This is a genomic window from Stenotrophomonas sp. STEN225, from assembly GCF_056756445.1.
In genome coordinates this window covers 82,904-100,582 of sequence record NZ_JBRRBV010000015.1, presented here as the reverse complement: position 1 = coordinate 100,582, position 17,679 = coordinate 82,904, and the positions used below count along the sequence as shown (strand labels likewise).

15 protein-coding genes are annotated in these 17,679 nt (G+C 67.0%); 13 read left to right on the top strand and 2 right to left on the bottom strand.

The window, feature by feature from the left end; all coding sequences use genetic code 11:
• The first annotated feature begins 2 nt into the window (after positions 1–2).
• Genes cyoB through cyoD form a run of 3 tightly spaced genes read left to right on the top strand, consistent with a single transcriptional unit; the run spans position 3 to position 2,970 of the window.
• Positions 3–2,000 (top strand): cytochrome o ubiquinol oxidase subunit I, encoded by a 1,998-nt coding sequence (gene cyoB, locus ACVOJ1_RS14810; RefSeq protein ID WP_053518988.1) that lies wholly within the window; start codon positions 3–5, stop codon positions 1,998–2,000.
• Positions 1,997–2,629 carry a cytochrome o ubiquinol oxidase subunit III gene (gene cyoC / locus ACVOJ1_RS14805; protein WP_253118952.1) on the top strand — a complete coding sequence of 211 codons (633 nt, stop codon included), beginning with the start codon at positions 1,997–1,999 and terminating at the stop codon, positions 2,627–2,629. The genes cyoB and cyoC overlap by 4 nt, the downstream gene beginning before the upstream one ends.
• Positions 2,629–2,970, top strand: coding sequence for a cytochrome o ubiquinol oxidase subunit IV (cyoD, locus tag ACVOJ1_RS14800; protein WP_053518984.1), 342 nt, complete (start codon positions 2,629–2,631; stop codon positions 2,968–2,970). The genes cyoC and cyoD overlap by 1 nt, the downstream gene beginning before the upstream one ends.
• A 115-nt stretch (positions 2,971–3,085) precedes the next feature.
• On the opposite strand, the gene ACVOJ1_RS14795 is transcribed toward cyoD, so the two are convergent.
• Positions 3,086–5,143, bottom strand: coding sequence for a putative bifunctional diguanylate cyclase/phosphodiesterase (locus tag ACVOJ1_RS14795; protein WP_164150733.1), 2,058 nt, complete (start codon positions 5,141–5,143; stop codon positions 3,086–3,088).
• A gap of 149 nt (positions 5,144–5,292) precedes the next feature.
• On the opposite strand from ACVOJ1_RS14795, the gene radA reads away from it, so the two are divergent.
• The 3 genes from radA (at position 5,293) to ACVOJ1_RS14780 (ending at position 11,079) form a co-directional block, all read left to right on the top strand.
• A complete protein-coding gene (gene radA / locus ACVOJ1_RS14790; RefSeq protein ID WP_053518980.1) occupies positions 5,293–6,669 on the top strand; it encodes a DNA repair protein RadA in 1,377 nt (458 codons plus the stop codon).
• A gap of 198 nt (positions 6,670–6,867) precedes the next feature.
• The gene (locus tag ACVOJ1_RS14785) at positions 6,868–8,724 is read left to right on the top strand and encodes an ATP-binding protein (protein ID WP_346480581.1); all 1,857 of its coding nucleotides are present in this window, start codon (positions 6,868–6,870) and stop codon (positions 8,722–8,724) included.
• A 48-nt stretch (positions 8,725–8,772) separates the two neighbouring features.
• Positions 8,773–11,079, top strand: a complete 2,307-nt coding sequence (locus tag ACVOJ1_RS14780; protein ID WP_263177827.1) for a tetratricopeptide repeat protein — start codon at positions 8,773–8,775, stop codon at positions 11,077–11,079.
• Between the two features lie 79 nt (positions 11,080–11,158).
• Here the strand turns inward: ACVOJ1_RS14780 and ACVOJ1_RS14775 are convergent, their stop codons facing one another.
• Positions 11,159–11,953: a cytochrome C assembly family protein gene (locus ACVOJ1_RS14775; RefSeq protein WP_346475529.1), complete on the bottom strand. Its 795-nt coding sequence runs from the start codon at positions 11,951–11,953 to the stop codon at positions 11,159–11,161.
• Positions 11,954–12,075: 122 nt separating this feature from the next.
• On the opposite strand from ACVOJ1_RS14775, the gene ffh reads away from it, so the two are divergent.
• The 7 genes from ffh (at position 12,076) to rplS (ending at position 17,670) form a co-directional block, all read left to right on the top strand.
• Positions 12,076–13,452 carry a signal recognition particle protein gene (gene ffh, locus ACVOJ1_RS14770; RefSeq protein ID WP_346480580.1) on the top strand — a complete coding sequence of 459 codons (1,377 nt, stop codon included), beginning with the start codon at positions 12,076–12,078 and terminating at the stop codon, positions 13,450–13,452.
• 90 nt (positions 13,453–13,542) lie between these two features.
• Positions 13,543–14,619 (top strand): NAD(P)H-dependent flavin oxidoreductase, encoded by a 1,077-nt coding sequence (locus ACVOJ1_RS14765; RefSeq protein ID WP_111186816.1) that lies wholly within the window; start codon positions 13,543–13,545, stop codon positions 14,617–14,619.
• On the top strand, positions 14,616–15,398 hold the full coding sequence (locus ACVOJ1_RS14760) for an aminotransferase class IV family protein (RefSeq protein WP_346480579.1): 783 nt from the start codon (positions 14,616–14,618) through the stop codon (positions 15,396–15,398). The genes ACVOJ1_RS14765 and ACVOJ1_RS14760 overlap by 4 nt, the downstream gene beginning before the upstream one ends.
• A gap of 137 nt (positions 15,399–15,535) precedes the next feature.
• Complete coding sequence (rpsP, locus tag ACVOJ1_RS14755; protein WP_005415733.1) at positions 15,536–15,796, top strand: 30S ribosomal protein S16; 261 nt, start codon at positions 15,536–15,538, stop codon at positions 15,794–15,796.
• A gap of 44 nt (positions 15,797–15,840) precedes the next feature.
• Entirely contained in the window at positions 15,841–16,353 is a 513-nt protein-coding gene (gene rimM, locus ACVOJ1_RS14750) for a ribosome maturation factor RimM (RefSeq protein WP_053518968.1), read from the top strand.
• 2 nt (positions 16,354–16,355) lie between these two features.
• A complete protein-coding gene (trmD, locus tag ACVOJ1_RS14745; protein WP_053518966.1) occupies positions 16,356–17,114 on the top strand; it encodes a tRNA (guanosine(37)-N1)-methyltransferase TrmD in 759 nt (252 codons plus the stop codon).
• A gap of 154 nt (positions 17,115–17,268) precedes the next feature.
• A complete protein-coding gene (gene rplS, locus ACVOJ1_RS14740) occupies positions 17,269–17,670 on the top strand; it encodes a 50S ribosomal protein L19 (protein ID WP_053518963.1) in 402 nt (133 codons plus the stop codon).
• Positions 17,671–17,679: the final 9 nt, after the last annotated feature.

Below are 17,679 nucleotides of genomic sequence, written 5' to 3'. Positions count from 1 at the left end.
ACATGCTGGGAAAACTCTCTCTTGAGTCGATCCCCCACGATCCGATCGTGCTGACCACACTGGTCGGTGCGGTGCTGGGTGGCCTGGGCGTCGTCGCCCTGATCACCAAGTTCAAGCTGTGGGGCTATCTGTGGAAGGAGTGGTTCACCTCGGTGGATCACAAGAAGATCGGCGTGATGTACCTCATCGTCGCCTTCGTCATGCTGCTGCGCGGTTTCTCCGACGCGATCATGATGCGCACCCAGCAGGCCATCGCCGTCGGTGGCTCCGAGGGTTACCTGCCGCCGCACCACTACGACCAGATCTTCACCGCCCACGGCGTGATCATGATCTTCTTCGTGGCGATGCCGTTGATCACCGGCCTGATGAATCTGGCCGTGCCGCTGCAGATCGGTGCGCGCGACGTCGCGTTCCCGTTCGTCAACTCGCTCAGCTTCTGGCTGTTCGTCGCCGGTGCGGTGCTGATCATGCTGTCGCTGTGGATCGGTGAGTTCGCCGCCACCGGCTGGCTGGCATTCCCGCCCTTGTCGGGGATCGAATACAGTCCAAGCGTAGGCATGGACTACTACATCTGGGGTCTACAGGTGGCGGGTCTGGGTACCACGCTGAGTGGTATCAACTTCTTCATCACCATCCTCAAGATGCGCACGCCGAGCATGAAGCTGATGCAGATGCCGGTGTTCACCTGGACTGCCCTGGTGACCAACGTGCTGATCGTCGCTGCCTTCCCGGTGCTGACCATCACCCTGGTGCTGCTGACCCTGGACCGTTACCTGGGTACGCACTTCTTCACCAATGACGGTGGCGGCAACGCCATGCTGTACATCAACCTGATCTGGATCTGGGGCCACCCGGAGGTGTACATCCTGGTCCTGCCGGCGTTCGGCGTGTTCTCGGAAGTGATCGCCACGTATTCGCGCAAGGCCCTGTTCGGTTACAAGGGCATGGTCTACGCCACCGCCTGCATCGGCGTGCTGTCGTTCATCGTGTGGCTGCACCACTTCTTCACCATGGGTTCGGGTGCCAACGTCAATGCCTTCTTCGGCATCACGACGATGATCATCTCCATTCCCACGGGCGTGAAGATCTTCAACTGGCTGTTCACCATGTTCCGCGGCCGCGTGCAGTTCACCACGCCGGTGCTGTGGACGATCGGCTTCATGGTCACCTTCACCATCGGCGGCATGACCGGCGTGATGCTGGCCATCCCGGCCATCGATTTCGTGCTGCACAACAGCCTGTTCCTGATCGCGCACTTCCATAACGTGATCATCGGCGGCGTGGTGTTCGGCATGTTCGCGGGCATCACCTACTGGTGGCCGAAGATGTTCGGCTTCCGCCTCAACGAGTTCTGGGGCAAGTGCGCGTTCTGGTGCTGGTTCATCGGCTTCTACGTGACCTTCATGCCGATGTACGTGCTGGGCTTCATGGGCATGACCCGTCGCCTGCAGAGCACGGTCAATCCGGCCTATGAGCCGCTGCTGCTGGTTGCTGCTGCAGGTGCCTTCATCGTCGGTGCCGGCATCCTGTGCCAGATCATCCAGGTGGCCGTGTCGATCCGCGACCGCAAGAAGACCGTCGACCTGACCGGCGATCCGTGGGATGCCCGTACGCTGGAGTGGGAAACCTCTTCGCCGCCGGCGTTCTACAACTTCGCCACGCTGCCGGACGTCACCGAGCTGGACGATTTCTGGGAGCGCAAGCAGCGCGGTGAGGCCTGGCCGAAGCCGGCGAAGTACACCGACATCCACATGCCGCGCAATACCGGCACGGGTGTTGTCATCGGTGCCTTCAGCCTGGTGTTCGGCTTCGCGATGATCTGGCACATCTGGTGGCTGGCCATCGTCGGCTTCGTCGGCATGATCGCCACGTTCATCTACCGCACCTTCGACCAGGACGTGGACTACTGGGTCCCGGCCGCCGAGGTGGAACGCATCGAGAACGAACACCGCAAGCACCTGGAAGCCCAGGGCCTGGTGAAGTCGGAGCTGAAGGCATGAGCACCAATACCTCGACCCTGAGCCACGGGCACGCCGCGCATGCGGCGGCCCATGACGACCACGAGCATCACGACACCGGCGGCAACACCGTCTTCGGTTTCTGGGTGTACCTGATGAGCGACTGCCTCATCTTCGCGTCGCTGTTCGCCACCTATGTGGTGCTGGCCGGCGGCACCGATGGTGGCCCCGGTCCGAAGGACCTGTTCGAACTGTCGTTCGTGGCCTGGGAAACCGCGCTGCTGCTGACCTCCTCGCTGACCTTCGGTCTGGGCATGATCGCCCTGCACCGCAAGCAGGTGGGTCAGATGTACCTGTGGCTGGCAATCACCTGGCTGCTGGGCTTCGGCTTCATGTGCATGGAAGTGTGGGAATTCCAGCACCTGATCCACCAGGGCTATGGTCCGGACCGCAGTGCCTTCCTGTCGGCGTTCTTCGCCCTGGTCGGTACCCACGGCCTGCACGTCAGCGCCGGCCTGCTGTGGCTGCTGGTGATGTTCGTGCAGCTGAAGAAGTACGGCCTGACCCCGACCAACAAGACCCGCATGGCGTGCCTGAGCCTGTTCTGGCACTTCCTGGACCTGATCTGGATCGGCGTGTTCTCCGTCGTCTACCTCAATGGAGCGCTGTAATGGCACATGACAACCACGCACACGATCATGGCACCGGTGGCGAAAGCCACGGCAGCGTGAAGTCGTACCTGATCGGCTTCGTGCTGGCAGTGGTGCTGACCGTCATCCCGTTCTGGATGGTGATGTCGGGCGACTTCTCCCGCACCGTCAACGGTGTGGTGATCGCGATCACCGCCGTGCTGCAGATGCTGGTCCACCTGGTGTTCTTCCTGCACCTGGACCGCTCCTCGGAGAGCCGCTGGAACGTCAACGCTGCTGCCTTCACCATCGTGGTGATCGGCATCATCGTGGTCGGCACCCTGTGGGTCATGCACAACATGAACGTGCATATGATGCACTGACGTCCCCGCGACGTTGCCACGCAGAAAGGCCGCCCCCGGGCGGCCTTTCTGTTGTCGGGTGGATGGGGTCGGATCCCATGTCGCAGGCGAGGGCTCCGAACTCGCACGACGGGCCTCACCCCACCTTGCGCAGGAACTCCTCGGCATCCATCGGCCGACCCAGGTGGTAGCCCTGCAGCTGGTCGCAGCCCAGTTCGCTCAGATACTCGCGCTGGGCCTGGGTCTCCACGCCCTCGGCCACCACCTGCAACTGCAGCGTACGGCCCAGGGCGATGATCGAGGAGACGATCGCGGCGTCTTCGGCATTGCGTTCCAGGTCGTGCACGAAGGCCCGGTCGATCTTCAGCTCGGTGGCCGGCATGCGCTTGAGGTAGAGCAGGCTGGAATAGCCGGTGCCGAAATCGTCGATGGCGATGTGCACGCCCATCGCGGTGAGATCGTTGAGAATCGCCAGGCTCGCGTCGACATTCTTCATCGCAGTCGTTTCGGTGATCTCAAGCGTCAGCAGAGGCGGATCGATGGCGTGTCGTTCCAGCGCCGCACGCACGCTGGCCAGCAGCGTCGGCGAGGCGAACTGCAGGGGAGACAGGTTGACCGCCATCGTCCAGCCGCGATGGCCGGCATCATGCCACGCACGCAGCTGGGCGCAGGCGCGATCCAGCACCCAGTCACCGATCGGCAGGATCAGCCCGCTGCGCTCGGCGATCGGGATGAACACGTCCGGTGCCAGCAGGCCCAGTTCCGGGTGCTGCCAGCGCAGCAGCGCTTCGGCGCCGCTGGCGGGGGCATCGGCGGCGGGAAATTTCGGCTGGTAGTGCAGCACCAGTTCGTCCCGGGCGATGGCCTTGCGCAGATCCTGCAGCAGCCGCAGCTGGCGGTTTGCACTGAGCTGCATCGAGGGAGTGAAGAACGTGTAGCCGTTCCGGCCAGTGTCCTTGGTGTGGTACATGGCTGCATCGGCGTGGGCCATCAGCTCGCGTTCGTTGCCGGCGTCGTCCGGGTACAGGGCGATGCCGAGGCTGGCGCTGACCTGCAGCTCGGCCGCGTCGAGAATGAAAGGCTCGCTGGCCGCGGCGATGATGCGCTCTGCGACGACCACGGCGTCATCCGGGATGTCGATCGCCAGCACGATCACGAATTCGTCCCCGCCCAGGCGCGCGAAGGTGTCCTGCGGTCGCAGCAGGCCGCCGATGCGTTGCGCGACGGCGACCAGCAGGCGATCACCCAGTTGATGACCGTAGGCGTCGTTGACCGCCTTGAATCCGTCAAGATCGCAGAACATCACGGCCACCGCGTGCTGGTGCCGGCAGGCTTTCTCGATGGCCTGTTCGATGCGGTCCTGCAGCAGCATGCGGTTGGGCAGCTGGGTCAGCGGGTCGTGCAGCGCGGCCTGGATCAGCCGGTTGTTGGCGTGCGCCAGCGAATCGGCCAGCAGCCCGGTACGGACCCGCATCTGGCGATCGAACAGGGAGGCCACCAGCGCAATGCCAAGCGTCGCCACGGTGGTGACGATGACCAGTACCGCCAGCCAGCGGGCATCGATGCCGCCACTGACCACGGCACCGCAGATGCTGCCGTCCGCAAAGCGTGCGGCGGCCATGCCGGTGTAATGCATGCCGACGATGGCCAGCCCCATCACCAGCGAGGCGAGCAGGCGCAGGCGCAGCGTGTTGCGCTGCTCGGTGCGCAGGCGGAAGGCGATCCACAGCGCAGCGCCGGCTGCGCCGATGGCCACCACGATCGATGTCGCGAACCATCCTGGGTGGTAGTCGATGCCGGGCTGCATGCGCATGGCGGCCATGCCCAGGTAATGCATGGCGGCGATGCCGGTGCCCATCAGCACCGCACCGGCCAGCAGCCGCCGTCGCGGCAGGCTGGGGCGGGAGACCAGCCACAGCGCATAGGCCGATGCGGCGATCGACACCGCCAGGGAGTAGAGGGTGATGGCCAGGTCGTAACCGATCGGGATCGGCAGATCGAACGCCAGCATGCCGATGAAGTGCATCGACCAGATGCCCAGGCCCATCGCGGCGGCGCCACCGGCCAGCCACCAGCGGGCGACGCGTCCCTGCGCGCTGGCGACACGCCCGGCCATGTCCAGGGCCGTGTACGAAGCAAGAATGGCCACCAGCAGAGAGATGGCGACCAGGCTCTGACTGTAACTTCCAGTCATGTTGAATCCAGTGGGAAAGGGAGGGGCGCCCGCAAGGCGCACGCCCGCGACCCCTATCGGCGCAGGTGGGCGGTACTTGAGCGGTCGCAGCACCTGCGACCGGGCTCGGCTATCCTGCCACGCCCGTCCCCGCCGCAGGAAATTCCCAGATGGCAAAAGCCCGCACCGCCTACGTCTGCAATGAATGCGGCGCCGAGTACAGCAAATGGCAGGGCCAGTGCACCGAGTGCAATGCCTGGAATTCGCTGTCGGAAATCGTCCTGGAAAGCGCGGCGGCGGCCAAGGCGCCGGCATCGCGGCGGGCCGGCTGGGCGGGCAAGGTCGATCCGCCGAAGATCACCGCCCTGAAGGACGTGGAGCAGACCGAGCATCGCCGGGTCAGCACCGGCATCGGCGAGTTCGACCGTGTGCTTGGCGGCGGCCTGGTGGAGGGGGCGGTGGTGCTGGTCGGCGGCGATCCCGGCATCGGCAAGTCGACCCTGCTGCTGCAGGCGGTCGCCAGGATGGCGGCCGAGCTGCCGGTGCTCTACGTCACCGGCGAGGAGTCTTTGGCCCAGGTGGCCGGTCGCGCGCATCGGCTGGAACTGCCCCTGGATGGCGTCAACGCGCTCGCTGAAACCGGCGTCGAGTCGATCCTCCAGCACGCGGCCAAGGCCGGCCCGCGCCTGATCGTGGCCGACTCGGTGCAGACGCTGTGGACGGAAAGCCTGACCGCCGCACCGGGGTCGGTCAGCCAGGTGCGCGAGAGTGCCGCACGGCTGGTGCGTTTCGCCAAGGAAACCGGCACCGCCGTGTTCCTGGTCGGCCACGTCACCAAGGAAGGTGGCATCGCCGGCCCGCGTGTGCTGGAACATATGGTCGATGCGGTGCTGTACTTCGAAGGCGAAAGCGGCAGCCGTTTCCGGCTGCTGCGTGCGTTCAAGAACCGTTTCGGTGCGGTCAACGAGTTGGGTGTGTTCGCCATGGGCGACAAGGGCCTGAAGGAGGTTTCCAATCCTTCGGCCATCTTCCTGTCCGGTGGCAGTACGCATCAGCCCGGCAGCTGCGTGATGGTGACCCGTGAAGGAACCCGTCCGCTGCTGGTGGAGGTACAGGCGCTGGTCGACGCGTCGCCGCTGTCGAACCCGCGCCGTGTCGCCGTAGGCCTGGAGCAGAATCGTCTGGCCATGCTGCTGGCGGTGCTGCACCGGCACGGCGGTGTGCTGGTGGGCGACCAGGATGTGTTCGTCAATGTCGTCGGCGGCATCCGCGTGCAGGAGACGGCCGCCGACCTCCCGGTGCTGCTGGCGGTGCTGTCTTCGCTGCAGGACCGGCCGTTGGCCGAGAAGACAATCGCCTTCGGCGAAGTGGGCCTGTCCGGCGAGATCCGCCCGGTGCCCAATGGTGAGGACCGGCTGCGCGAGGCGGCCACCCATGGTTTCAGGCGTGCGATCGTGCCGAAGGCCAATGCGCCCAAGGGGGGCTCGGTCAAGGGCATGGAGGTGATCGCCGTGGAGCGCCTGTCCGAGGCGATCGACGCAGCGTGATTCCATCGGAGGCGCGCCGGCGGCCGCGATCCTGTTGAGCCGGGCCACGCGCGTCTGCTTCCCCGGCGAAGGACCGCCGGGCATGGGCCAGACCCAGCAGACGTCAGATGCGGCTACGGTCAGCCTCCGTGTGCTAGTTTTTCCCGCTCGACAAAGGCGCCCTGTGGCGCCTTTCCGCGCCCAGGAGTAAACGATTACATGCAGGACCCCGCGCTTACCGCCCCCGCCGCCGAAATCCGCCGTGCGGGCGTCGACCTCAATGGACTGATGACGGTGCTGGGCAAGCACCTGTACTCCACGCCGATGGTGGCCCTGCGCGAGCTGGTGCAGAACGCGCATGACTCGATCATCCGCCGTCGCATCGAGCAGCCGGGCAGGGACGTGCCTTCCCGGATCTCCGTCCAGGTCGACGCCACCGCCGGCGTGCTGCGCATCAGCGATACCGGGGCGGGCCTGACCCGCCAGGAGATCCACGATTACCTGGCGACCGTCGGTGTCGGCTACACCCGTGGCCTGCGCCAGGGCGGCGCCGACGAGGATGGCCTGATCGGCATGTTCGGTCTCGGCTTCCTGTCCGCCTTCGTGCTGGCGCGTCGGGTCAGCGTTCGCACCACCTCCTACCAGACGCCGGAACTCGGCCATCTGTACGTGTCCAGCAATGCCGAGCAGTACACGGTCAGCGAAGTGCCCGCGCGCGAGATCGGAACCGAAGTCGAGCTGGAACTGCACCCTGACTTCCTGCCGCTGGCCAACGAAGCACGCCTGCACGAGGTGCTGGGGCGGTACTGCGCACTGCTGTCCGAACCAATCTTCATCGGTGCCGCCACCTTGGCGATCAATCCGGAGCCGCCGCCGTGGCGGGGGCAGGGCGAGGTCGCGTTGCACCCGGTGCAGGCGCGCCGGCAGTCCCTGCAGTTCGCCGCGCGTTTCGAGCATGACTTCGAGCCCATCGTCACCCTGCCGCTGCGCGCCGATGGCGTCAGCGACGCCACGGGCCTGTTGTGGGTGCAGGATGGCGCCACCTATGGCACCAGTGACAACCGCAATCTGTCAGTGTTCGTGCGCGGCATGCTGCTGGACGACGATGCACGTGACCTGCTCCCGCCCTGGGCCGGCTTCATCGGTGGCGTGATCGAGTCCTCGCGGCTGACGCCCACCGCCAGTCGTGAGGATCTGCAGCGCGATGATCATTACCGCGCCGTGCAGCATGCCCTGCTGGAGGCGTTGATCGATGGCCTGGCCGAGGTCGCACGGCAGCAGCCTGAAGCCTGGCGCCGGGTGCTGGCCCGCCACAACGAAGCGCTGCTGGGCGCGGCGCTGTGTGATGACCGCCTGTTCGAACTGCTGGTGGAGCACGTGCGCGTGCCGACCTCGCAGGGCGATCTGCCGGCCAGCGCGCTGCCGGCACGCGGCGCCGTGCATGTGATCCTCGACAACGGTGGCGGTTTCGAAGAGATGCTGTTCCGCGCGATGGGGGTGCCGGTCGCGCATGGCCATCGTTATGCGGTGGTTCCGTTCCTGCGTCGCTGGGCCCAGGCCAAGGGCCTGCGTCTGGTGGAACTGGGCACCGAGCAGGGCAACCGCGCACTGTTCCGTACCGATGACAGCCTCGATGAGGGGCAGCTGGCCTGGCTGCGTGAGCAGTTGGGGGATGGTGAGCAGCTGCTGCCGGCGCGCTTCAGTCCGGAGGCACTGCCGGTGGTGGTGGTGCCCGACCGCGAGGCCGAACTGAAGCAGCGGCTGGAGGACGACGAGAACGACAAGCGGGTATCGATGGCCGCGCTGCGGCTGGCCCGCCAGTTCACTGCACGCATCGAATCGCGTGCACCGTCGCGGCTGTATCTCAACCTCGACAACACCGCAGTGCAGACGCTGCTGCGCGCACAGCGCGAAGGCCACCCGCAGGCCGAAGCGGCCGCACGCCTGCTGCGCTCCCTGAAGATCATCGTCGCCGCGCAGGGCAGGCCCCTGGCGCGGACGACGGCAACCGCAGGCCCCGACCTCAATGGAGCCTTCACCGACATCGCGGGCGCGCTGCAGCAGATGCTGCGCTGACGCCCGCTCTCATCCAGCCTTCGCTAGACAGGAGCACGTAATTCCCTCATGGACATCTGGAACTGGGTAGAAAAACTGCAGGGCGACCTGCGCCAGGCCGGGCAGGCGCAGAACGCGCACCTGCTGAACCGCCTTGCAGACGACGTCAGCGAGCTGCAGGTCGACCGCGTCGATGCGCTGTTGCCCGAGGCGCGTGCGCTGGGCAAGGCGCTGGACAATCCCTGGGTCGATGTCTACGTCGGCCACTGGGCGCTGCGCAACCGCGTGGGCAACCGCGTCGAAGGTGAAAGTGCACTGGGCGAGGCGGTCGCGCTGTTCGAGCGTGCGCATCGCGAGGACACCCTGGAGTGCCCGCAGTCGATCTGCGTGACCCAGGATCTGGCCGCCTGCTACGGCAACATCGACGGCCCCGGCTGGGTGCCCGAACGGGTCGAGGTCTGCGACGAGACCCTGGCACGCATCGATCCGAGCTGGGCCTGCTTCCAGTGCCTGAGCTGCGAGAAGGCGGACGCGCTGCTGGACGACGATCGGGGCCAGGAGGCGCTGGATTACCTGCAGGCACAGGCCGACGCGATCGAGGCCTGCGGCAAGGAGGTGTTCGACAGCTTCCCGGAGATGCAGATCAAGATCCTTCTGGGCCTGGGCCGCGCTGAGGAAGCGCTGGCGCTGATCGAAAAGCGGGAGGCCGAGGTGGTCGCGTCGGGCGAGTATGAGCCGGCCAACTGCACCGTGCCGCGCCGCCTGTCCAAGGCCTGGGCGCTGGCACAGCTGGGCCGCGACGAAGAAGCGCTGCAGCAGATGGTGCCGTGGAGCGAACTGACGCCGAACTACTGGCGACTGTGGGCGAACACCGCCGCTGCGCTGTGCCGGCGCGATCCGGCGCGCAACACCTGGGACCTGGGTACGCGCTTCAACACCATCATCGAACATTTCGCCCGCGTCGGTTCGCACCGGCTGTTGATCGAGGTGGCTGCACTCAGCCTGGAGCTGGCGCTGCAGCGGGGCGCGCGCTGGGTGGCGCAGCGGCAGCTGGGCCTGGCCCGTGCCCACCTTCCGCAGCTGCGCCAGGACCGCGGCGCGTCCGCGCTGGTGGCCGCCCTGGCTGCACGCGTGGAAAGCCTGCCGGAGGTCGCGCCGTTGCCGGTGCCGGCCACGGAGCTGCTGGCGTGGCTGGAAGCGCGCGGGGAGCAGAACCACTCGCGCGATCCCGAGCAGGAGGCGCAATGGTTGCTGCAGGCCCACGCACAGTGTCCCGATGATGAGCCGTTGGCCGACACGGCGGCTTCGGCGCTCAATGCCTGCGGCGCGCAGGCCGAAGCACGCACACTGCTGTGGGACTTCGTGGCGGCGCATCCGCAGCACGATGGTGCCGCGGCCTACACGCTGATGCGGTGGCTGGCCGAACAGGGCGATGACGCGGGCCTGCGCCGGTTGGCGGATGTGTTCCGCGACAGCGTGCCGGTGTTCGCCCACTGGTGCGAGGTGCAGCGCGCGCGCCGGGTGTCCGACTGGCCGGCGTTGGAGCTGGCCGCAAAGGCACTGCTGGAGCTGTCGCCGGGATCGCATGGCGCGCGTGGCACGCTGGCCCGCATGTACATGGAGACCGGACGCTTCAGCGATGCCCAGGCCTGCTACGCGCAGCTGATCGAACTGCTGGAGGAGCCCAATGCCGCGCATTGGGACCACATGAGTGCCGCCAGCGCCGCGCATGACTGGGACGCCGTGCGGCGGTCGGCGGCGGCGATCGGCATGGAACTGTCCAGCACCGAGGGTGTGGTCGAAGAGCCGTGGGGCTGGGTGATCATCCGCAGCGAGGAAGAGGGCGAGCCGATGGAGTACTACGCCCGGCGCAGTGGCCCGGTGACCGCCCGCATCGTCGAGAACGCGCCGGCCAACCGCGCCCAGCAGGTGGGTGACTGGGTGGTGTTCGACGCGGCGCTGGTGCATCCGGCACCGGAAGACGAGGAGGCACGCGAGCACTTCATCCCGACCTACGCACAGGTGCATGTGCTGGAGCGTGGCGGCTTCGCCCGCAGCTGGCTGATCGACGGCGCCCATCCGGGTGAGGACGCCTGGAATGCCCTGGTCGAGGCGGTTGAGGCGCAGGGCTGGAAAATCTGGGCCCACAGCCGTCCCGACTACACCGTGACCGACCCGGAGGCCGAGGATGGCACGCTGCCGGGGCTGCTGTTCACCATCGCCCAGCCTCAGGATCACGCACCGCTCGCGCTGCACCGGTTCCTGCAGCAGGCCACCGCCGGCTGGGCACATCCGCTGTGCTGGCTGCGCCTGGCCGAAGCCTGCGACCAGGATCGCCAGCCGCATCTTGACGTGATCGAGCGGTACGGCCTGTAGGCACGCCTCGCTCGCCGGGGCATGGCCCGGCGCCACTGCTCTGCGCCGCCGGGCGATGCCCGGCGGACCTGTCATCCGATCAACGGGAGTGTCCGAACACCAGCTCGATCGCGAACTGGCTGCCGAAGAAGGCCAGCAGCAGCAACAGCATGGCCGTCAATGTCCAGTGCACCGCCTTCACCCCGCGCCAGCCGTAGCGGCGGCGGCCGATCAGCAGCACGCCGAAAACGATCCACGACAGCACGCTCAGTACGGTCTTGTGCACCAGCTTCTGTGCAAGCAGGTCATCGACGAACAGGACGCCGGTGACCAGGGTCAGCGTGAGCAGGGCGAAGCCCACCGCGATGACCCGGAACAGCAGCGCTTCCAGATCGGCCAGCGGGGGCAGGGCGTGCAGCCAGGGCCGGAATTCGCGGCGGCGCAGCGCGCGTTCCTGCAGCCACAGCATGATCGCCAGCAATGCCGCGATGCTCAGCGTGGCGTAGGCCAGCAGGGCCAGCCAGGCATGGCTGGCCAACCGCCAGCCCAGCACCTTGCTCGGCTCGTGGCCATAGCCGTGATAGGCCAGCAGCAACAGTGCCGCGAGCGGAAACACCACCACGCCCAGCGCGGACATGCGGCCGCGTGCACCCACCAGCGACGTCAGCCAGGCCATGCCCAGGCCGACCAGCGACAGCGCCGCGAAGAAATGCATGTCCGGCCCGCCGTTCGTGCGCATCGCCACCATCACGTGATAGCCGCCATGCAGCACGATGGCTGGCAGCGCCGGCCACAGCCAGGCGGGCGAACCTACGGCACCATCGCGGCCGAGCGCGCGCACCAGCAGGACGCTGGCGGCCAGGTAGAGCAGGACGGCGATGAGAACGATTGTCATCGTGGCAGTTTCGCATACCCCCGGGGTGCTGGCGACGGCCGCCGTGTCGCAGCCCGGGAGCAGGGGCGGACCGGCTATACTGTGTGCCTTATTGTCCCCCGTTTTCAGACAGGTCGCACCGCATGTTCGAGTCCCTGACCCAGCGCCTTTCCGGCACCATCGAGCGCCTGCGCGGCCGTGGCCGCCTGACCGAGGAGAACATCCGCGAGGCCACCCGTGAGGTCCGCATCGCGCTGCTCGAGGCCGATGTCGCGCTGCCGGTGGTACAGGCGCTGATCGAGCGCATCAAGGTGCGCGCCGTTGGCCAGGAAGTATTGAAGTCGCTGACCCCCGGCCAGGCGCTGATCAAGGTCGTCCGCGACGAGCTGACCGCGGTGATGGGCGCTGAAGCCAGCGACCTGAACCTCAACGTGCCGGCGCCGGCCATCATCCTGATGGCGGGCCTGCAGGGCGCCGGCAAGACCACGACCGTGGGCAAGCTGGCCAAGCACCTGAAGGAAAAGCGCAAGAAGAAGGTGATGGTGGTCTCGGCCGACGTCTACCGTCCGGCGGCGATCGAGCAGCTGAAGACCCTGGCCGAACAGGTCGGCGTGCTGTTCTTCCCGTCCAGCGCCGACCAGAAGCCGGAAGCCATCGTCCGCGCCGCCATCGACGATGCGCGCAAGTCGTTCGTCGACGTGCTGCTGGTCGATACCGCCGGCCGCCTGGCCATCGACGAAGCGATGATGGCCGAGATCAAGGCCCTGCACGCAGCGGTCAACCCGGCCGAGACTCTGTTCGTGGTCGATGCCATGACCGGCCAGGACGCGGCCAACACCGCCAAGGCCTTCGGGGATGCGCTGCCGCTGACCGGCGTGGTGCTGACCAAGACCGACGGTGACGCCCGTGGCGGTGCCGCCCTGAGTGTGCGCTACATCACCGGCAAGCCGATCAAGTTCGTCGGTGTCAGCGAAAAGCCGGACGGCCTGGATGTGTTCCATCCGGACCGCATCGCCAGCCGCATCCTGGACATGGGCGATGTGCTGTCGCTGGTCGAGCAGGTAGAGCAGCAGGTCGACAAGGACAAGGCGGCCAAGCTGGCCGAGAAGGTCGCCAAGGGCAAGAAGTTCGACCTGAACGACATGCGCGACCAGCTGGAGCAGATGCAGAACATGGGCGGCATCGGCGGCCTGATGGACAAGCTGCCGGGCCTGGGCAACATCCCGGACCACCTCAAGCAGCAGGTCAGCCAGGGCAAGGAAGTGCCACGCATGATCGCCATCATCAGTTCGATGACCAAGAAGGAACGGCGCAACCCGAACCTGCTCAACGGCTCGCGCCGCGCGCGCATCGCCAAGGGCTCGGGCGTGACTCCGGCCGACGTCAACAAGCTCATGAAGCAGTACATGCAGATGGAAAAGATGATGAGCAAAATGGCCGGCGGCGGCATGAAGGGCATGATGCGCAGCATGAAGGGCATGATGGGCGCCATGGGTGGCCGCGGCCTGCCGTTCCGTTGATCAACATCGGGGGCGGAACCTGTTCGGATCCGACCCCGCCTGCAACGACTGGCGTATGCTGGGCGGCGACCTCTCCCGCAGGTATGTCGCGTGAACGCATCGCCGATTCTTGAACGCGCCGACGCCTTCTGTCGGCGTTTTTCATTGCAGCTTCCGATCCTCCTCGCCCCCATGGCCGGTGCCTGTCCGGTGCCGTTGTCGGCGGCGCTGGCCAATGCCGGCAGCATGGGCGCAATGGGCGCGGTGCTCTCCTCGGCCGCCGATATCGGGCGGTGGATGGATGAGTTCCGGGCCATTTCCACCGGCCCGGCGCAGGTGAACCTGTGGTTGCCGGACCCGGCGCCGACGCGCGACGTGGTCGCCGAATCCGCCAGCCGTGCCTTCCTCGCGCAGTGGGGACCGGAGGTGCCGGCCAGTGCGGCCGATGCCACGCCAGCCGATTTCGAAGACCAGTTCGCTGCGTTGCTGGCCGCGCGCCCGGCGGTGGCCTCGACCATCATGGGCGTGCTTTCCCCCGCGCATGTGCAGCGGTTGAAGGACGCCGGCATTGCCTGGATCGCCTGTGCCACCACGCTGGCCGAAGCGCGGGCTGCACAGGACGCCGGGGCCGATGCGGTGGTGGCACAGGGGGCTGAAGCCGGTGGCCATCGCGGGGCCTTCGATCCGGCGCTGGCCGAGCGCCAGCTGGTCGGCCTGTTCGCACTGCTGCCGCGGCTTGCGGACCATCTTCAAATTCCGGTGATCGCGGCCGGTGGCATCGCCGACGGGCGTGGCATCGCCGCGGCATTGACGCTGGGTGCCAGCGCGGTGCAGATCGGCACCGCGTTCCTGCGCACACCGGAGGCAGCACTGGCGCCGGCCTGGGCCGACGCGCTGGCGATCACGGAACCGGAGGATACCTGGCCGACGCGTGCGTTCAGTGGCCGACTGGGCCGCGGCCTGGCAACGCCCTATGTACGCGCCGCTGCGGCGGCCGGTGCGCCGGCTCCACGGCCGTATCCGGTACAGCGCGGGCTGACCGGGCCGATGCGCGCGCAGGCCACACGCGAGAACCGGCTGGCGGCGATGCAGGCCTGGGCCGGGCAAGCGGCGTGGATGGCGCCGGCCCAGCCGGCCGCCGACGTGCTGCGCGGCATGTGGGAACAGGCGCAGGCGCTGCTGCGATGATGCTGACCTGCAACGGCCAGCCGGCGCAGGTGGAGGATCTGCTGCCGGCGCTGGTGAATTACGGTCACTTCACCTCGCTGCAGGTGCGTGGCGGAGCAGTGCAGGGATTGGACCTGCATCTGGCTCGACTGTTGCAGGCCACACGTGAACTGTTCGGCAGCGAGCTGGACACGGCGCAGGTGCGGGGCTGGATGGCGCAGGCGCTGCAGAGGACCGGTCTTGCCGACGCCTCGCTGCGGGTGACGGTGTTCTCGCGTCACTTCGACTTTCGCGATCCACTGGCCCGCGTGGCGGTCGATGTGCTGGTGGCGGTATCCGCGCCGGTATCGCTGTCCGCGCCGCGGCGCGTGCGCAGCGTCACCTGGCAGCGGGAGCTGCCGCAGATCAAGCACGTCGGCACGTTCGGCCTGTTCGCGCAGCGGCGCGCGGCGATGGCCGACGGGTTTGACGACGCGCTTTTCGTGGACACGCAGGGGCACGTCAGCGAGGGCACGACCTGGAACGTGGCCGTGCATGATGGGCACCAGCTGATCTGGCCACGCGCCGCCGCGCTGCGGGGTACCGCAGAGGCCCTGCTGCGTGCGCATTGGAACGGACCGCAGGTGTGCCGGCCCCTGCCGGCAGGCGCCCTGCATGGAGTGCAGGCTGCGTTTGCCTGCAACGCCAGCGGACTCTGGGCGCTGCAGAGCATTGATGGGCGGGCCCTGACCGGCTCGCTGGCGTTGGCTGAACAGGGCAGGGCGGTACTGGCCGGCGTGCCGTGGCAACCGCTTTCCTGAACGGATGCATGGCCTGCCGGCCGCCGGGCATGGCCCGGCGCTACCGTGACGCATGGGGTTGGCTCGGCCACGCTCTGCCGCTATAATCGCCCGCTTACCTCGCCATCCTGGCGACTGGGCAATAGGAAAAACACACCATGGTCAAGATTCGACTGACCCGCGGCGGCGCCAAGAAGCGTCCGTTCTACCACATCATCGTCACCGACGTGCGCAGCGCGCGCGACGGCCGCAACATCGAGCGCGTTGGCTTCTACAACCCGGTCGCCCAGGGCGCCGAGAAGCGCATCGAGCTGGATCTGGCCCGCGTTGACCATTGGGTCAAGAACGGCGCCCAGCCGACCGACAAGGTCCGCAACCTGATCAAGGAAGCGACCAAGTCCCAGGCCGCTGCGGCCTGATCCTGACGGGCCACGCTCCGGCGTGGCCCTCCTGGTTGAAGCAGATGAAAGATATCGAGCGCCGCATCCTGCTGGGCAGGATTGTCGGCGCTTTTGGTGTGCGCGGCGAGATCAAGCTCGAGTCCTGGACCGAGCCACGTTCCGCCATTTTCCGTTACCAGCCATGGATCGTGCGCAGTCCGTCCGGCGTGGAAACCACGATTGAAGGTGTGCGGGGTCGCGACAGCGGCAAGCACCTGGTCGCGCGTTTCCCCGGCGTCGAGGACCGTGACGCGGTCGAAGCCATGCGTGGCACCGAGATCTACGTGCCGCGCAGCGCGCTGCCGCCGCCGAATCCGGATGAATATTACTGGGTCGACCTGGAAGGCCTGGACGTGAAGACGACCGAGGGCGTTGCCCTGGGCCAGGTCTCGCACCTGTTCAGCACCGGTGCCAACGACGTGGTGGTGGTCCGTGGCGACCGCGAGCGGATGATCCCGTTCGTGCTGCCGGACTTCGTCGTTTCGGTGGACTTCGAGGCGAACCTGGTCGTGGTCGACTGGGATCCCGAGTTCTGAGCATGCGTTTCGACGTCATCACCCTGTTCCCCGAGTTCCTCGCCCAGTCTGCTGGACTGGGCGTGGTCGGACGCGCGCAGGAGAAAGGGTTGTTCAGCCTTCACGGCTGGAATCCCCGTGATTACGCCGAAGGCAACTACCGCCGGGTGGACGACCGTCCCTTCGGCGGTGGCCCGGGCATGGTGATGCTGATCGAACCGCTGCAGGCCTGCCTGCAGGCGATCCGCAATGCCGATCCGACCCCGGCCAGGGTGATCTACCTCAGCCCGCAGGGGGCGCCGTTGACCCAGGCCAAGGTCCGTGAACTGGCGGCGCTGCCGCGCATGGTCCTGCTCTGTGGGCGCTACGAGGGCATCGACGAGCGCTTCCTGGAAGCCAATGTCGACGAGGAGATTTCCCTCGGCGACTACGTGCTGTCCGGCGGCGAGCTGGGCGCAGCGGTCATCATCGACGCCGTGGCCCGCCTGCAGGAGGGGGCCCTGAACGACGCTGAATCGGCGGCACAGGACAGCTTCGAGGGCGACCTCGGCCTGCTCGACTGCCCGCATTACAGCCAGCCGGCCCAGCACCCGCTGGGTGACGTGCCGGAGGTGCTGCGCTCGGGCAACCACGCGGCCATCGCCGCCTGGCGCCGCCAGCAGTCCCTGGTCCGTACCGCCCAGCGGCGCCCGGACCTGCTGGATGAACAGGCGCTGGGCAAGACCGACCGCAAACTGCTGGAGCAGGGCCGTCAGGCCCGGAAACAAAAGGCCAGCCCCTAGCGCAGGGCTGGCGTTATCGGCTATCATGGCCAATTCCCGCCGGCCCCGGCTGGCGTGCGCAGTACCCAAAACAAACGTGCAGCACAGTCCGGTGACTGCATGAGCCTACGTTGTCGAATCGACACGCCCACCCGAACAAGAATCGGTGTAACCCATGAGCAAGCTGAACAAGTCCATCGTCGCGGAATTCGAATCCGCCCAGATCACCCGCGAACTGCCGAAGTTCAGCCAGGGCGACACCGTTGTCGTCAACGTGAAGGTGAAGGAAGGCAACCGTGAGCGCGTGCAGGCCTACGAAGGCGTTGTGATCGGCACCAAGAATGCCGGCCTGAACTCCTCGTTCACCGTCCGCAAGATCTCGCACGGCTACGGCGTCGAGCGCGTCTTCCAGACCCACAGCGCCATCATCGACTCGGTCGAAGTGAAGCGCCGCGGCAAGGTCCGCGCCGGCAAGCTGTACTACCTGCGTGGCCTGGAAGGCAAGGCTGCCCGCATCAAGGAAGACCTGGCTGCCGCTGCGCAGGCCAAGGCTGCCCGTCTGGCCGAAAAGGCCTGATAGACAACT

Bases quoted from the DNA above. Each gene is read 5' to 3' on its own strand.
- ACVOJ1_RS14775 (WP_346475529.1), bottom strand. From the start codon at position 11,953: ATGACAATCGTTCTCATCGCCGTCCTGCTCTACCTGGCCGCCAGCGTC.
- rplS (WP_053518963.1), top strand. From the start codon at position 17,269: ATGAGCAAGCTGAACAAGTCCATCGTCGCGGAATTCGAATCCGCCCAG.
- ffh (WP_346480580.1), top strand. From the start codon at position 12,076: ATGTTCGAGTCCCTGACCCAGCGCCTTTCCGGCACCATCGAGCGCCTG.
- rimM (WP_053518968.1), top strand. From the start codon at position 15,841: ATGAAAGATATCGAGCGCCGCATCCTGCTGGGCAGGATTGTCGGCGCT.
- trmD (WP_053518966.1), top strand. From the start codon at position 16,356: ATGCGTTTCGACGTCATCACCCTGTTCCCCGAGTTCCTCGCCCAGTCT.
- rpsP (WP_005415733.1), top strand. From the start codon at position 15,536: ATGGTCAAGATTCGACTGACCCGCGGCGGCGCCAAGAAGCGTCCGTTC.
- ACVOJ1_RS14795 (WP_164150733.1), bottom strand. From the start codon at position 5,143: ATGACTGGAAGTTACAGTCAGAGCCTGGTCGCCATCTCTCTGCTGGTG.
- cyoC (WP_253118952.1), top strand. From the start codon at position 1,997: ATGAGCACCAATACCTCGACCCTGAGCCACGGGCACGCCGCGCATGCG.
- ACVOJ1_RS14760 (WP_346480579.1), top strand. From the start codon at position 14,616: ATGATGCTGACCTGCAACGGCCAGCCGGCGCAGGTGGAGGATCTGCTG.
- cyoB (WP_053518988.1), top strand. From the start codon at position 3: ATGCTGGGAAAACTCTCTCTTGAGTCGATCCCCCACGATCCGATCGTG.
- ACVOJ1_RS14785 (WP_346480581.1), top strand. From the start codon at position 6,868: ATGCAGGACCCCGCGCTTACCGCCCCCGCCGCCGAAATCCGCCGTGCG.
- cyoD (WP_053518984.1), top strand. From the start codon at position 2,629: ATGGCACATGACAACCACGCACACGATCATGGCACCGGTGGCGAAAGC.
- radA (WP_053518980.1), top strand. From the start codon at position 5,293: ATGGCAAAAGCCCGCACCGCCTACGTCTGCAATGAATGCGGCGCCGAG.
- ACVOJ1_RS14780 (WP_263177827.1), top strand. From the start codon at position 8,773: ATGGACATCTGGAACTGGGTAGAAAAACTGCAGGGCGACCTGCGCCAG.